This is a genomic window from ANME-2 cluster archaeon, assembly GCA_019429385.1.
Lineage (GTDB): Archaea > Halobacteriota > Methanosarcinia > Methanosarcinales > Methanocomedenaceae > Methanocomedens_B.
On sequence record JAHYIS010000001.1, the window covers coordinates 82,806 to 98,087 of the forward strand.

Sequence of the window (15,282 nt, forward strand, 5' to 3'; positions counted from 1 at the left end):
AGAGATATTGTCTCACCTGGGATTAGATTGCATGATTTAATGGAAAGGATTTACAGGATTGAAAAGCGGGTCCCCCCATCCTGTAATTACTACCATTACCCGACCGTTTAGAAATGCTTTTATTTTGTTATAATTAGTGTGAATGCCTGGGACCTGAGTTTATAAGAAACTCAATATTTTTATAACATATTTTTTATATTATTTAAATAATCAGACTCTTGTTACTGTTTTTTATATTAGCACATAATTTTTGCCATTCAAATTTCATGAGACCTAACAAATTTTAATTAAAAAACAATAATTATAGATTGAATAATTGGCAAATTATATATGGTATAAAGACCTAACTAATATTTATGGTACACTTACATAAAAAGAAAATCAAGGGGCATGAATATTACTACCTTAGAGAGACCCGATGGATAGATGGTAAATCCAAAGTGGTATGGCAAAAATATCTTGGCAACTTAGAAAAAATCAAAGAAGTATTTGAACGGGACCAAGAGCTTCCCCCTATGAAAGTCAGCTCTTTTGAATATGGTAAAACGGCTGCATTTTTAAAAATTAGTGATGAATTGGGATTCGTCGATAGCGTAAATCGAAACGTGACTAAAAAGAAAATAAATGGATTGAGTGTAGGAGAGTATATGCTTTTGATTATTCTTGGCAGAAGCAATGGTCCTTTGAGTAAAGAGTCTACTGCAAGATGGTTTGATGAATCTTTTTTAAATTATCGGTGGGAATTTCCACATAAATTGAACAGCCAGAACTTCCTCAATAACATGGATTTCATCACCGAAGAATCAATGCGACAAATCGAAGAAGACCTGACAATAAAAATGATTCAAAACGGAATCAAGCCAACAACCCTTTTTTGGGATACTACGAATGTATTCACATACATAGAGAATGGCGAAACACTCCCTCAAAAAGGACAAAGTAAAGAAAAACGATTTGATAAAAACTTAGTTAACTTTGGAATCGCAGTAAGTGAGGAGAATATCCCTCTGATGCATGAAACAAATGCAGGCAATACTCAGGACGCGAAACTATTTCCCCAGATCATTGATAAACTTATTACAAGATTGAAGAAATTGGATATAGATACGCATGACATAACGCTTGTCTTTGATAAGGGGAATAATTCAGAAGGCAATATAAACAAAATTCTTGAGGACATGCACGTTATAGGATCTGCAAAACGTAATCAAGTCAAGACATTGTTGGAAATACCAATATCAGAATACATTCCCCTTTATACGAATTCAAATACGAATGAGATAATTGGTTACAGGTCAAAGCATGAGCTATTCGGACAAGAATATACTGTCGTAATCACATATAATTCAAAAAATCAGAAGAGAAAGGATATAAAATACAGGGAAAAGAAACAGAAGGTTATTGAACAACTTGAATCTTTGAAGGAAAAATCTGAAAGGAAGCATGGGAAGGGCCGAAAGATTACTAAGAAAGGTTTGTGCGCTAATGCTAACAAGATTATTCCAGGCGATCTGACAACCATTTTCAAGTATGAAATTCATGATGATGAATGCCTATCTTTTGAATACTGGGTGGATGAGGTGGCAGAAACGGAATTAATAAACAGTTTCGGCAAAATTGCAATATTCACAGATATTCACGAATTGAATTCTGCGGATATTGCAAAAACGTATTTTGGTAAGAATATTGTTGAAGATGATTTTAAATTTTTAAAAGATAAACTGCTTGTCCCCGTCCCTCCAATTTATATCAGAAAGGACAATAGAATTAGAGTTCATGTGTTTCTTTGCGTTATGGGGATGCTATTCTACAGGTACATCGCAATGAAGGTAAAAAATTTTGGACTTAGTATAAAAGAACTGGACCATGAGCTTGAAAGAATAAGGGTGGCTTTTGTAAAAGCTGGTTCAACTAAAATTAATCTCATAGTTGAAGAAATGAACACAACCCAGGCAAAGCTGTTTTCTGTTTTAGAATTGAGCGATTTTTTGGCCTGACTTAATTAATTTTTGTTAGGTACCATGGCAATGCAAGAGGCCACTCTTTATTTTTGAATTATCTTTTAAACTCAGGTGGGAGGCGATGTATTTGCCAATAACAAGAAATAATTTCAAAGTATTTGCACTATTAGGCATATTCATTATAGGCGCGATCTTAATAAGCGGCTGTACAGATGAAACAACGAGTATAGACGTTGATGATACACATCTGGAAGACTTACCTGATGAAGGCGAACCTACAGAAGATGTAACGGAACATCACTGGGGATATGAAGGTGAAGGGGGACCGGAACATTGGGCTGAACTGGGAAACCCCGATTGTTCAGGCAATGAACAATCGCCTATTGATATACCTGCAGGAACGTTACTTCACAACACTGACATCTCATTTAACTACCATCCATCTGCTCTTAATATCGTTAACAATGGACATTCCATCGAAGTGGAATATGATGAAGGCAGTTCTATAGAGGTTGAGAACAATACTTATCAATTGCTGCAGTTACATTTCCACTCACTCAGTGAGAATACGATCATGGGAGAGTACTCTGATATGGAGATGCATTTGGTGCACCAGAGCAATGTAGGTGAGTATGCAGTGGTAGGTGTTATGATGGAAGCAGGCAGTAAAAACAATGCATATGCACCAATATGGGAAAACATGCCTGCCGAGGTGGGAGACATTGAAACCATACGCGGTGTGAATGTTATTGCAGTTACTATGCTTCCTGAAAATCGAACATATTATAGATTTGACGGCTTATTCACAACACCGCCATGCACCGAAGGCGTTAAATGGTTCCTGATGAGTAATCCTGTTGAGCTTTCACCTGAACAGATAGATGCTTTCAGAGAAATCTACTCTCATAATTACCGACCTGTTCAACCCTTTAACGACCGTGAATTTTACTGATATCATTAAATAACGATATCAACAGAACAGAAAATGGGGGCTGATCGTCCCCTTCTTTTTTTTAAAAAAATAAATGTTAAAGGCAGCCGTTCATTCCGGCTGCCAAAATGTACACTCAGAAATCTGTCATGACCCTGTACTGGTCGACCTCAGCCTTTTGCATGTCTTCCAGGAACATCTCTGCAGCCTGGCGCACGTCTTTGGCTTTGGTAATGGCCCTGCCCACTACTATGATATCAGCCCCGGCAGCCGTGGCATCGCTTACTTTTGCTGAGCCCTTTTCCAGCTTGCCTATGCCGCCTGCCACAGCAACCAGAAGCTTTGGATGGATCTTCTTCATATCAGGGATACTGCCCCATGCGTATGCACTGTCCTCAGCATCAATGGCCCTGTGCAGTTCAATGATATCCGGCTTCACGCTCAGGTCCTTCAACACCTTGACCGGGTCAGATACATTGAGCATGTCAATACATGCATAGATACCGGTCTTCTTTGCTTCCTTGATGGCTTTCTCAATAGTAGAGAGCGGTGCCAGTCCTGAAATAACAATAGCATCGGCAGTAGCATCAGCTACCATCCTGGCCTCAAGGTTGCCAGTATCCAGTGTCTTCAGGTCAGCTACGATGAATGCATTGGGTCGCGCTTCGCGTATCTTTGACACCACATCAAGGCCGTAGCGCTTGATAAGGGGCGTACCCGCCTCTATTATAAGGTGGTCACTCTGTGGCAACTGTTTCAAGACCTTCTTGACAAAATCGAGATCCGGGATATCGATGGCGACCTGCAGGTATGGTGGGTCCCATAACCTGGTAACATTGAATCCCATGATCGGGTGCATGGTCCTGTCCTTTTCATGAAGAACGGTATCAACATCAGGGAAGCCTTCCATGGCTCTTTGCACTGCCAGTTTAGTGGCACCATAGTTGTACCGGTATATCTTACTATAATCCTCAGCCTGTGGGTGAATGAATACGCTGGCAATAATAACCAGGTCCTCAGCCTGTTCCTTTGGTATGATACCTTCATCCATGGCATCAGCCACTGCCCGTGCAACAGCACTCTGGGCCGGCCCGAATATCTTGGCAGCACCTTCCATATTATGTACTGTCACCTTGGGTACAATGAGCGTTGCCGGCTTTGCCAGAAGGTTTGGCCGTATCACTGAAAGCAGGGGCGTGTGTCCTGCAGACAACTGGGTGAACCCGGTTGCAAAAGCCTGTCCTGCTGGCCCGTTTTTATCTCCTATGATAATATCAACATGTGCGAGTTCTGGTTCCTCGCCAATAAGCGCTTCTCCAATTAATAACAATAAATTACACCTCGAATGGGTAGTAACGATAAAACAGTATTTAAGGATACCGAGAAACTTGCCCGGTATTTTTATTTTAGCCCTGGAAAACTTAATAGTCCACATCAACTCTCTATCCCCTATGCTCAATACCGCAACAGACCGGTCCGCAATAAATCGCACCAGGATTATGTCAATCCTGACAGCCGGGCTTTGTATCGTTTTTATGGCCGTGCTGTCCCTTATTCCCATGCTGCCCGAAGTCTCTGGCGAACTGGGTGTGAGTAAACCTTTTATGGGGATTATCATGGGTTCGTTCATGATCTTCATGGCTATCCCCCAGGTCCCTATCGGTGTACTCTCGGACAAATACGGACGCCGTCTTTTTGTCACCGCTGGCATTCTGGTATTCAGTTGCGGTCTGCTTGTCTTCGGTACTGCCAATTCCGGGATACAATTACTGGTTGCTCGTTCCATATCCGGCCTTGGTGTTGCCATGTTCTTTCCCACCGCCTATACCATAGTGAACGACATTTATCCCATCAGGGAGAGAGGAAAAGGACTTGGCATCATTAGCATGGCGGTGGGCCTGGGTACCGTCGGAGGCTACATAGTAGGAGGAGTGGTTGGTGGGCTGTTCGGATGGCGGACCGTATTCTTGTCTATGGCAGGAACATCATTATTGCTGGCATTGGTTACCTTTATCTGGCTGACCGAGACCAGTCCCCGCATCATGCGCAGCGATTTCGGTGTAAGGAATATTCTGGTGGCCACATTGTTGATGTTCAAAGACACAACCCTGTTGATGGCAGGGTTTGTCAGCATGATGTGCGGGATATCGGTTATCGGAGCATCCTATGTGCTCCCCTTCTTTGCTACCGGCACTGTTACACCTGTCCAGATGGGATTCATATTCATTCCTTATGCCATTACCAGCAGTTTTGGTGCGTTCCTTACTGGCTTTCTGAGTGACAGGATAGGACGAAAGCCCCCGCTGGTTATCATGATATTACTGGGGAGTATCGCGCTTTTACTTCTTTCGCATGTAAACCTCACTCCAATGGCCATTGCCATTAATTTCGGGTTAGTAGGACTGTGCCTTGGACCTGTGGTCACCCTGTCCACTGCCATCCTGGCAGACCAGGTAATGAAAAAAGATGTACGCGCTCTCGGGACTGCAATCGGTGCCTTTAACATGATACGCTGGCTGGGGGCTGCAACCGGACCTCTGGTTGCCGGTCTTATCCTTGAACTCGCTGATGCCAGGACCAGTTTTTTCGTACTGGGTATACTAACCCTGTGCGCTACCTTCATTTCGCTTTTCCTGAAGGAGACTCTGGAATAGATTCTGTTTCAACCACTCCGTTTTAACGACCACCATCCACAAAGTATTTATACTAAATACACTAACTAAGGGTTAGTAACATGTGGGTACTAACCGTATGTTACTAACATTATGTTAACATTGAATGAACATCAGGATGGACAGGTCTATGGAATCGACTCAACTGCTAGACATACTGGGAAACAAGAACCGCAGGAGAATACTCCAGTTACTTGCCTCCAGGCCCTGCTACGTCGGCGAAATTACCGAACGTATCGGACTTGGGGCCAAAGCGGTCCTGGGACATCTGGATATGCTTGAGCAGACCGGCATGATCCGTGCAGACACGAACGAAAGGCGGCGGAAATATTACCAGATAACAGAAAATCTGAAACTGGAAGTGTTTTTGTCTCCTTACTCCTATACAGTAGAAACAAGTACGGTCTACCAACATCCTTCGGGGAATGGAACAGAGGAACCATTCCCTGGCAGGGCAGGTGATGCAAAGGCCGTTGATGCGCTTAAAAACCTGAACCGCAAACTCTTTGAACTGGAATCGAGAAGGCGGGGATTGGCAGAGCAACAGCGTAACATCGAAGGCGAGATGACCGACGTCATGGCACAATGCATCGATTTGCTCCATAATGTGGCACAAAACTATCTGGAAGCCGATATATTGATGACAGTAATAAGGGAACCACAGAACAGGCGCTCCCTGTCCATGAACATGGGACTTCCTGAATACTTCATCGAATTACATATCCAGTCATTGGTAGAGCGTGGTATTATGAATGAACGGCACATAAACAACAGACAATTGTTAACGTTGATAGATGGATGAACAGAACAGATAATATGGATAATGGAAATATCACTATAAACTACATTACAATCATTGAAAAAAGGAGATATTACAAATGGCCAAAGAATTAACTCTGAGGGTCGCAGAATCCCATCACAGGGATGTTGGGCGTGATATCGCCCGTATCGAGCGTGAAAAGATGGAAGAGCTCGAACTGGTAAGCGGCGACTATATAGAGATCAATGGTAAGGACACCACCTATGCTATTGTATGGCCTGCTTACCCTGAGGACAGGGGTAAGGAGCTGTTAAGGATTGATGGCAATATCAGGAATAACGCCAGGGTAAGCCTGGACGATAAGGTAATGATCAAAAAGGCAGAGGCTAAGGAAGCAAAGAGGATAACCCTTGCCCCGACACAGGCCGTCAGGATGGTGGGAGGAGCACAATACATCCACAGGCTGCTGGAAGGCCGGCCTATCAAGAAAGGACAGCAGATAAGGATAGAGACAGTCAGCAACCCGCTGAACTTCGTTGTAATGACCACACAGCCAACTGGTCCGGTGTTCGTGGGTAAGAGCACGACCATCCACCTCAAGGAAGAGGTTGTTAACCAGAGCGAACTTATTGGTGCACCCCATACCACCTATGAAGATATCGGAGGTTTGAAACGCGAAATAGAACTTGTCAGGGAGATGATAGAACTTCCGTTGCGACATCCGGAACTGTTCCAGAAACTGGGAATTGACCCGCCAAAGGGCGTATTGCTCCACGGGCCGCCAGGAACGGGCAAGACCCTTATAGCCAAGGCAGTAGCGAACGAGACCGACGCAAATTTCGTATCCATCAGTGGTCCTGAGATTGTGTCCAAGTATTACGGTGAAAGTGAAAAGCACCTCAGGGACATCTTTGACGAAGCTGAAAAGAACGCACCTACTATCATATTCATAGATGAGATCGATAGTATCGCACCCAAGCGGGGCGAGGTTACCGGTGAAGTAGAGCGCAGGGTGGTTGCCCAGCTGCTCAGCCTGATGGATGGACTGAAGACCAGGGGCGAGGTCATCGTGATCGCAGCTACGAACAGGCCAAATTCCATTGATGAGGCACTGCGCCGGGGCGGCAGGTTCGACCGTGAGATAGAGATAGGTATCCCGGATGTGAATGGCAGACTGGAGATCCTCCAGGTGCATACACGCGGTATGCCGCTCACAGCCCAACTCAGAGGTGAGGGGCAGGATGACGGGAAATTGAAGATGATAGCTGACCGGACCCACGGATTTGTGGGCGCAGACCTGTCTTCGCTGTGCAAGGAAGCAGCCATGCATGCATTGCGCAAGTTCCTCCCCGAGATAAATATTGATGAGGAAATACCCGATGAAGTGCTGGACAAACTGATCGTTACCACCACTGACTTTGAAGATGCATTGAAGAACATTGAACCTTCGGCATTGAGGGAGGTATTCTTTGAAGTGCCACAGGTGAAATGGGACGATATCGGGGGACAGGAAGATGTCAAGAAAGGATTGATCGAGGCAGTCGAATGGCCGCTGAAGTATCCGGAAGCCTTCGAAGCTATCAGGACCAAACCGCCAAAAGGTATTCTGCTCTTTGGCCCCCCAGGGACGGGTAAGACAATGCTGGCCAAGGCGATAGCAAACGAGAGTGAGGCAAACTTCATCAGTATCAAGGGCCCCGAGCTTTTGAGCAAGTATGTTGGTGAGAGCGAAAAGGCAGTGCGTGAAGTGTTCAGGAAGGCCAGGCAGGCCAGCCCGACCATCATCTTCTTTGATGAACTGGACAGCATTGCACCCACCAGACATACCGGGAATGATAGTCATGTGACCGAGCGGGTTATCAGCCAGATACTCACAGAAATGGACGGTATGGAAGAGTTAAAGGACGTACTGGTGATTGCCGCGACAAACCGGCCTGATATGGTGGACGCTGCATTGCTGAGGCCCGGACGGCTGGACCGGCTCATCTATATCATGCCACCGGATAACGAAGCAAGAAAAGCCATATTCAAGTTACATATGAAGGATAAAGCCGTGAGGGACGTTGACCTGAACGAACTGGCAAGAATGACTGACGGATACGTGGGTGCTGATATAGAAGCAATATGCCGTGAGGCATCCATCGTAGCATTACGTGAGATGATCAAACCGGGTTTAACAAGGGAAGAGGTAAAAGAACGTTCTAAATCCATAACTATAGATATGGGACATTTTGACCAGGCATTGGCCAGGGTTAAACCTACAACATCAAGGAACAAACTTCAGGACTATTCGAAAATAGCCCAGGAATTTGCCAGGTATGCCGCTGTAGGTGCAAAAGGTGAAGCTGAAGAGAAACTTGGAATATATGCATGAGAATACAGATTAGATGAATGAGGTGAATAAAAATGCGAAACAGACGAAGAAGGGACATGTATGAAGATATATTTGAAGACATGTTTGAAGAGATGAATGAGGTAATTGTGAATATGCTGAATTCCAGGCTGGACGCGGGTGAAAGTGCAAATGGGGAACCTATGGTGTGGGGTTTTTCCATGACCCAAAGAGGTGACGGTCCCCCTGAGATAAGGGAATTCGGGAATGTTGACCTGCGATCTGCATTCGGATTGCCGGAAGAGGCAGTGGTCCGTCCCCAGCAGATTGAGGAGGGGATAAGAAAGCCTCTTATCGATATCATGGAAGCTGAAGAGTCACTTCACGTTGTGGTTGAGATGCCGGGTGTTTCCAAGGAGGATATTACCCTTGATTCCAACGGGACAACCCTGGATATCAAGGCACTGACCGAGGACAGGAAATATTTTGAGCACGTGGAACTGCCAGCCAAGGTAGTACCGGATTCGGCAGAGGCCACTTATAAAAATGGCGTGCTTGAAGTGATTTTCCAGTACGACAGGTCTGATAAGAAATCTATCAAGGTAAATTAGACTTTGATACAATTGAGCGCCGGTTATATATGCATTTACCGGCGCAGGTTTTCTTTTTCTATTCTATTATCATCTCACGATACATCCTTATATCCACATACATCATACCATACAGCATGACAAGTTACAAGAGGATATCACAGGATGTAATACGAAAAGCCGATGTCCTCCTCGAGGTCGTTGATGCCCGGTTTCCCGACGAGACCCGAAACAGCGAAGTCGAGCGTGATATTGCACGTGCGAAGAAGCCGTTTATAATAGTTATCAATAAATGCGACCTCGTGTCAAAGGAAAAACTTGAGAGAACCAAATCCCGCCTGTCAAAAATCGCACCTACGGTATTTATTTCCAGTAAAGACAGGTACGGGACCACAATGTTGCGGCATAAGATACTTGAAATCGCCAACATAAAAGGACGCGAAATACTGGTCGGTTCCGTTGGCTATCCCAATACCGGAAAATCATCGGTTGTCAATGCCGTGACAGGGAAACACAGTGCTGGCACGTCACCCATCTCCGGCCATACAAAAGGAGTGCAGCATATTAAAGCGGGTTCACGAATCAAGTTCATTGATACACCGGGAGTGATTCCTTTTGACGAGAACGATGAATATATCCAGGGTATGCTTGCAGTAAAAGATTCAACCCACCTGAAGGACCCGATCGGTGTTGCTTTAAAGATAATAGAGAAACTGTGCGATGAAAATAAACCTTCCCTGGAATCTTTCTATCATATCACAATAGAGGAAGAGAATTCTTATGAGGTGCTTGAACTGATTGGCAGAGAGAGTAACTTTTTAAAGAAGAAGGGTGAGGTTGATGAGACAAGGGCTGCTGTCAAGATAATCATTGACTGGCAAAAAGGGCAGCTTATGGTATAAACGGCTTTGGATATCGGCTTATTATGCAACAGGTGCGTGGATTTCCTTTACTCTTCCGACCTGGCCGTCTTCTAACTGGACCTTTATTCCATGAGGATGAAAGGCAGAATTGGTCAGTATCCTCTTTACCATACCCTGGGTCATTTTTCCGCTCTTCTGGTCCTGTTTAAGAACAATTCCTACGCTTGATCCCGGTTTTATGTTTTTCCTGGTATTGCCTTCATTCATGGTGGAATGTGGGTCTATGGGTATTTAAGTATATACATCCATAATAAATTGAGATTTGAAGATATCATGGAGGCAAAAGCAAAATGGTATTTTGAAAGCATCTAACGATGCACATATTAAAGTATATGCCTTTGATTTGAAAAACAGTGCATATTTGCTCTGTGTCTTAATTTTTGACCGCCGTTATTGCCTCAAAGCAGCTTCATAACTTTTCCTGATGAACGGCAATAGTTCATGAAGATCACCACTCTTTTCCATCGGCAACCGCACCCACGTCTGTATTATCTTGTTCCCTGCAACAAGCGGCGCACTTTGGTATTTGCCGGATAGTTCATCCCTGTCGTGCGGGTCCAGCTTGGTAATGACAATACCTTTTGTCACCAGCAGGCAAAACATTTTGCCGCCTGCTAAAAAACAGGGTGACCCGAACATCTTTTTGGTGCTGACTGCCTCCCACTCCAGCAAGACCTCCTCAATAGCCAATCTGAGGCCCTTCATTACATCTTCTGAATAATGCTTCATGGTATCACCGAACAGGTAATTCCCGGTCTCAAGTGAACAGTAAATTCAGACACTTCATCTGGTACGAATTTTCATTTGATATTGAATTTAACCCCTATCTTGAACAACCTGAGTGTAGGCAGGTCGATCAATGGACATCCGGTGCGTGTCTCAATCTCCTCAAGTATCTGGCCGAGCCGTTCTTTCGTGGGAGCCGAGACCGTGAACCAAATATTATATTCAGCCGGCCGGAGATAATTATGCGACACTTCACCATAACTGCTGATAATGTTCGCCACTTCATCGATCCGCTCTTCAGGTGCCTTTACCGCAGCAAGGGTACTTTCCCCTCCGGTATTTTTCACATTCAGGATAGGTCCGATCCTGCGGATAGCACCTTCCTTGATAAGCCGTTTGATCCTGTTGATAACTTCATCTTCATTAGAACCAAGATTTTCTGCCATTTCCCGAAACGGTTGTTCTGTAAGCGGGAAATCCACCTGGATATCGTTCAGGATAGCCTTGTCCAGGTCGTCCAGTTCTATCAAACCTTCTCGCCCCCGGCAGGTATATACACACAGTACGGCTCCTCATCCATATAATCCCCGGTAGCCGCATAAGCACGGGCACGACATCCGGTACACACTCTCCTGTACTCGCATATCCCGCATTTGCCTTTGAGCTTGTTGACGTCCCTGATATCGTTAAAGACCTTTGACTGCTCCCACACGTCCCTGAAACTCTGCTTGCGGATGTTCCCTGCCAGCGCAGGCAGGTATCCACAGGGATACACCTCGCCGATATGGGAAACAAAACAAAAACCACTACCTCCCAGGCATCCTTTGGTCATAGCCTCAAACCCATGCGTTTCCATGGTTATCTTAATGCCATCTTCCTTTGCACGCTGGCGCATTATCCTGAAATAATGAGGTGCACAGGTAGCCTTCAACTGCAAGGGTACTTTATCCCGCTGGTCATAGAACCAGTTCAGCACCCGCTCGTACTCCTCAGGTGGTATCTCATCTGCCTCGATTTCCTTACCCCTCCCCGTTGGCACCAGCATGAAGATGTGCAGGGCCTCAGCCTCCAGCCGTACTGCCAGGTCAAGGATCCTGGTTATCTGGTCGATGTTCCTCTTCGTAATAGTGGTATTTATCTGGAAGCCAATACCTGCATCCTTGATGTGCTGGATGCCCACCAGTGCGGCATCGAATGAACCCTGCTCGCACCTGAAATCATCATGGGTCTTTGCATCCGAGCCATCAATACTGACACTGATACGCTGGATACCCACTTCCTTGAGGTGGCTGGCAATCCCGGGTGTTACAAACGTACCATTGGTGGCAAGGACCACCCTGAGCCCTTTATCTGTGCCGTATTGGGCAATTTCATAGAAGTCGTCCCTCAATAGTGGTTCTCCACCTGTCAGGATAAGGATGGGTTTTCCAAATTCAACAAGCTGGTCAATGAAATCCTTTGCCTCGTCAGTGGATAGTTCATTCGGGTCAAGTTTCGTTACTGCATCGGCCCGGCAGTGCCTGCAAGCAAGGTTGCAGGCCCTGGTCAGCTCCCATGCCACGAGTCTGGGTGGTCTGGTCAATTTGGTATATCCTCCATAATAAGATAATCTTCTCCTGGATATGGTACTAACATAATATAATTATATTTGAAAATAAACAACACATACAAAAAATGTGCCCAGACCCGGATTTGAACCGGGGACAACTGCCTCTTCAGGGCAGCGCTCTCCCAGACTGAGCTACCTGGGCACGGTAGGAATATTCTCTTCTCTTTAATGGTATATCAAATCTTCGCTTTCTCCAATCACAACCCACTTCTTGTTGCACAAAAAATGCACACAGTCCACGTATTCAGCCCGTAGGGCTGTATACGTGTGCAACCCGCTACTGGTTAGAGTAGGTGGGGAGTGGGCCCGCGGAGATTCGAACTCCGGACCTCCGCCATGTCAAGGCGACGTCATAACCAGCTAGACCACGAGCCCACATTGGATTTGGCACCCCTTCCTAAGTAATGATTTTAGATAAACCTTTGGGTATGTTAGCGTTTTTCATCCATAACCCTGTATATGACTGATTTACTCGAATAGGGAACGTATACATCAAATATAAAAACCTATCCTGATTGTCAAATTATGTTAAAACCCTTATCAGTAAGAGTATAATTTGCAGATACGTTCTCGCAACCGACCATTGCTTCAACATCGATCTTTTCCCCGTCCAGGTGTACGATATTGTCCACGATCGTTTTTAACAGGGTTTCAATCTGGGAGTCCACGACCCCTTCCGTGTAGGTAATTATCCCCGTACCCCCTGACACCTTCATCCTCATGGTGTACGACTTGAGGACCCGTATCATAAGTATAGGTGAATTGAACGAAAACAGGGCTGTAGTAGAATCAAGGACCGACCTGAAATGATGGGTCTTCTGGTAAATATACTGCAGGTCATCAATTACTGCACTGATTATTTCAGTTGGATTTTGTGGGGAGGCTATCTTGAACGTATGCGTTTCCTTTTGTGTTGCGCCAATTGACCCGGCTGCGATATCCACTACATAGAGCATTTCTTTTTGGAAATATTCGTGAATCAGCCAGTTAAAGGACATCATTTTTTCTTCAAGCTGGGGCAGATTATAATCTGTCATTAAGTAGAGGAAGAACTCGTCATCTTTCACTGCCTGTTGCAGGAGATGGTAGCAGAATATCGACTTCCCGGTCTTTGGGGGCCCGTAGACAAGCGTTATGGTATTTTCAGGCAATCCCCCACCAATCAATTCATCGAAACCGGTAATTCCGGTCTTAACTTTTGGTATCATTTAAACTCTGTATATTAATTCAAAAAGGGCATCTAGTGCCTGATGCACCCCTTTGTTGTTCAGGGCCGATACCGGCACTATCTGCACATCTTCCCATAAAGCCATTCTTTTTTTGATCTCATCGGGTGTCAGGGCATTGGGCAGGTCACTCTTATTGGCAACGATCACTTTTGGTATGGCCTCTGCACGGCACATATTTATCATTTCTTTTGCCCGGGTAAAGGTTTCGGGTCTCGTCGAGTCGATAATAATGAACGTGCCGATAGATTCCCTTGCCAGCGGCTCCAACAACAGGTCAAACCGTTCCTGTCCGGGAGTTCCGAATACATCAGCAGAAAAACCTTTGTAATCTACATGCCCGATATCAAGCCCCACAGTTGTTGGAAACAGTTCAAAAGCCTGCCTTTCCACTGAAACAGCTTCTTTTGCTATTGCATGGACAAACGTGGTCTTCCCTGCATTATAAGGCCCGGTTACCAGTAGTTTTGGAATAAATACCTTAATTCCCCCGGGTTCAGTAAGCTCGAAAAATGTTTTGCATTTGGATGCAATGGTCCAGTTGGATTTTACCACCATGAATACCTGCCTGTACATAACCTTCTCTTCAATACCAAAAAGCTCAATTTCACAATCAACCAGGGTCTTTAATTTTTCAATTGTCTGGTCTTCATAATCCCATCTGGTAAAAATATACACCATATTCACATTGTTTTTCCTGGCAGCCCCATTCCATATCTCCATCAATTCCAGTGTTTTATCCGCTCCAATCGAATCAATTAACGTGGCCACGTTTTCAAACACCGCCGTTCCGCCGGAGATATCTTCGATGGCACGTAGCAAAATATCTTCACTTTTGGCAAGGTCATTGATGATAAACTTCCCAATTGACGGGACCCCCATCATTTCTGAGATAGAGTCAACAAAAAATAATGTCCCGGTTTGCAGAGGTGTTCTCAGGTCCCAACCATATCTGTCAAAGACACGCTCTATCTCGGCGGGTGTCCGGGTATTGGTATAAATGAAACCGACATCCTTGTCAAGGTATGCTCGCTGTGAAATGATCTGGTACCCGAAAACATCAGATATGATACCCGGCATTGCCTGGAACAATATCGATGTTCCCTTTGGCACGCCCCCGCCAAGAATTTCATCCAGGCGAGGAATGTAGGTTTTCTTCAGATCCATTTCCCTATACCTCTTCAAGTATATCCTGTACCTGTTTACCCCGGATCTCGATCTCCAGTGTTATCAACCCGAACTGGGCCTCCACTTCAGCAAGGGCAAAAAGCAACGCTTTTTTTCCTGCGGGTTTGAGCAGCAATATCCCGTGTTCGGTTTTTACGCTGACCTCAGAGACCGCTCCCGTCCCCATCTGGGAACTTGCCGTTTCGGCACTTGCAATGATCGTTGAACATAAAGCGCCCACGATGCGTTCATTCATATCAGGCGGCATAATAGATGTTATCAACAGACCTTCCACACTCACAATACCAACTGCCTTTACCTGTCCGACCCGCATGAATTTGGTCAATACCTGATCCAGCTTTTCCTTCTTGGTTTGGACCATATG

15 protein-coding genes and 2 tRNA genes are annotated in these 15,282 nt (G+C 45.2%); 7 read left to right on the forward strand and 10 right to left on the reverse strand.

Annotated elements, in window-relative coordinates; all coding sequences use genetic code 11:
- Window positions 1-356: 356 nt before the first annotated feature.
- Together K0A89_00555 and K0A89_00560 are read left to right on the forward strand one after the other, a co-directional pair.
- Window positions 357-1,997: an IS1634 family transposase gene (locus tag K0A89_00555; GenBank protein ID MBW6516983.1), complete on the forward strand. Its 1,641-nt coding sequence runs from the start codon at window positions 357-359 to the stop codon at window positions 1,995-1,997.
- 91 nt (window positions 1,998-2,088) lie between these two features.
- Window positions 2,089-2,913: a carbonic anhydrase family protein gene (locus K0A89_00560; GenBank protein MBW6516984.1), complete on the forward strand. Its 825-nt coding sequence runs from the start codon at window positions 2,089-2,091 to the stop codon at window positions 2,911-2,913.
- A 115-nt stretch (window positions 2,914-3,028) separates the two neighbouring features.
- Here the strand turns inward: K0A89_00560 and K0A89_00565 are convergent, their stop codons facing one another.
- Window positions 3,029-4,222, reverse strand: coding sequence for a bifunctional 5,6,7,8-tetrahydromethanopterin hydro-lyase/3-hexulose-6-phosphate synthase (locus K0A89_00565; protein MBW6516985.1), 1,194 nt, complete (start codon window positions 4,220-4,222; stop codon window positions 3,029-3,031).
- Between the two features lie 121 nt (window positions 4,223-4,343).
- On the opposite strand from K0A89_00565, the gene K0A89_00570 reads away from it, so the two are divergent.
- The 5 genes from K0A89_00570 (at window position 4,344) to K0A89_00590 (ending at window position 10,148) form a co-directional block, all read left to right on the forward strand.
- The gene (locus K0A89_00570) at window positions 4,344-5,546 is read left to right on the forward strand and encodes an MFS transporter (GenBank protein ID MBW6516986.1); all 1,203 of its coding nucleotides are present in this window, start codon (window positions 4,344-4,346) and stop codon (window positions 5,544-5,546) included.
- Window positions 5,547-5,670: 124 nt separating this feature from the next.
- A complete protein-coding gene (locus K0A89_00575) occupies window positions 5,671-6,366 on the forward strand; it encodes an ArsR family transcriptional regulator (protein ID MBW6516987.1) in 696 nt (231 codons plus the stop codon).
- 76 nt (window positions 6,367-6,442) lie between these two features.
- Window positions 6,443-8,698: a CDC48 family AAA ATPase gene (locus tag K0A89_00580; protein MBW6516988.1), complete on the forward strand. Its 2,256-nt coding sequence runs from the start codon at window positions 6,443-6,445 to the stop codon at window positions 8,696-8,698.
- 32 nt (window positions 8,699-8,730) lie between these two features.
- A complete protein-coding gene (locus tag K0A89_00585) occupies window positions 8,731-9,267 on the forward strand; it encodes an Hsp20/alpha crystallin family protein (protein ID MBW6516989.1) in 537 nt (178 codons plus the stop codon).
- A gap of 116 nt (window positions 9,268-9,383) precedes the next feature.
- A complete protein-coding gene (locus K0A89_00590) occupies window positions 9,384-10,148 on the forward strand; it encodes a 50S ribosome-binding GTPase (protein MBW6516990.1) in 765 nt (254 codons plus the stop codon).
- Between the two features lie 21 nt (window positions 10,149-10,169).
- On the opposite strand, the gene K0A89_00595 is transcribed toward K0A89_00590, so the two are convergent.
- From K0A89_00595 to K0A89_00635, 9 genes are all read right to left on the reverse strand, one after another.
- Window positions 10,170-10,376, reverse strand: a complete 207-nt coding sequence (locus K0A89_00595) for a YwbE family protein (protein ID MBW6516991.1) — start codon at window positions 10,374-10,376, stop codon at window positions 10,170-10,172.
- A gap of 183 nt (window positions 10,377-10,559) precedes the next feature.
- Window positions 10,560-10,898 (reverse strand): TfoX/Sxy family protein, encoded by a 339-nt coding sequence (locus K0A89_00600; GenBank protein MBW6516992.1) that lies wholly within the window; start codon window positions 10,896-10,898, stop codon window positions 10,560-10,562.
- A gap of 71 nt (window positions 10,899-10,969) precedes the next feature.
- Entirely contained in the window at window positions 10,970-11,425 is a 456-nt protein-coding gene (locus K0A89_00605; protein MBW6516993.1) for an AsnC family transcriptional regulator, read from the reverse strand.
- Window positions 11,422-12,477, reverse strand: a complete 1,056-nt coding sequence (ahbD, locus tag K0A89_00610; GenBank protein ID MBW6516994.1) for a heme b synthase — start codon at window positions 12,475-12,477, stop codon at window positions 11,422-11,424. Before ahbD ends, K0A89_00605 begins: the two co-directional genes overlap by 4 nt.
- Before the next feature lie 95 nt (window positions 12,478-12,572).
- Window positions 12,573-12,646, reverse strand: a tRNA-Phe gene (locus K0A89_00615).
- A gap of 159 nt (window positions 12,647-12,805) precedes the next feature.
- Window positions 12,806-12,879: transfer RNA gene (locus K0A89_00620), tRNA-Val, on the reverse strand.
- 143 nt (window positions 12,880-13,022) lie between these two features.
- Window positions 13,023-13,712, reverse strand: coding sequence for an RAD55 family ATPase (locus K0A89_00625; protein ID MBW6516995.1), 690 nt, complete (start codon window positions 13,710-13,712; stop codon window positions 13,023-13,025).
- Complete coding sequence (locus K0A89_00630; protein MBW6516996.1) at window positions 13,713-14,897, reverse strand: GTP-binding protein; 1,185 nt, start codon at window positions 14,895-14,897, stop codon at window positions 13,713-13,715.
- A 4-nt stretch (window positions 14,898-14,901) separates the two neighbouring features.
- Window positions 14,902-15,279, reverse strand: coding sequence for a roadblock/LC7 domain-containing protein (locus K0A89_00635; protein MBW6516997.1), 378 nt, complete (start codon window positions 15,277-15,279; stop codon window positions 14,902-14,904).
- Window positions 15,280-15,282 lie beyond the last annotated feature (3 nt).

What these genes read in the sequence shown, in the direction of transcription:
- K0A89_00555 (MBW6516983.1), top strand. Translation starts at nt 357, where the DNA reads ATGGTACACTTACATAAAAAGAAAATCAAGGGGCATGAATATTACTAC.
- K0A89_00570 (MBW6516986.1), top strand. Translation starts at nt 4,344, where the DNA reads ATGCTCAATACCGCAACAGACCGGTCCGCAATAAATCGCACCAGGATT.
- K0A89_00575 (MBW6516987.1), top strand. Translation starts at nt 5,671, where the DNA reads ATGAACATCAGGATGGACAGGTCTATGGAATCGACTCAACTGCTAGAC.
- K0A89_00580 (MBW6516988.1), top strand. Translation starts at nt 6,443, where the DNA reads ATGGCCAAAGAATTAACTCTGAGGGTCGCAGAATCCCATCACAGGGAT.
- K0A89_00585 (MBW6516989.1), top strand. Translation starts at nt 8,731, where the DNA reads ATGCGAAACAGACGAAGAAGGGACATGTATGAAGATATATTTGAAGAC.
- K0A89_00590 (MBW6516990.1), top strand. Translation starts at nt 9,384, where the DNA reads ATGACAAGTTACAAGAGGATATCACAGGATGTAATACGAAAAGCCGAT.
- K0A89_00595 (MBW6516991.1), bottom strand. Translation starts at nt 10,376, where the DNA reads ATGAATGAAGGCAATACCAGGAAAAACATAAAACCGGGATCAAGCGTA.
- K0A89_00600 (MBW6516992.1), bottom strand. Translation starts at nt 10,898, where the DNA reads ATGAAGCATTATTCAGAAGATGTAATGAAGGGCCTCAGATTGGCTATT.
- K0A89_00625 (MBW6516995.1), bottom strand. Translation starts at nt 13,712, where the DNA reads ATGATACCAAAAGTTAAGACCGGAATTACCGGTTTCGATGAATTGATT.
- K0A89_00630 (MBW6516996.1), bottom strand. Translation starts at nt 14,897, where the DNA reads ATGGATCTGAAGAAAACCTACATTCCTCGCCTGGATGAAATTCTTGGC.
- K0A89_00635 (MBW6516997.1), bottom strand. Translation starts at nt 15,279, where the DNA reads ATGGTCCAAACCAAGAAGGAAAAGCTGGATCAGGTATTGACCAAATTC.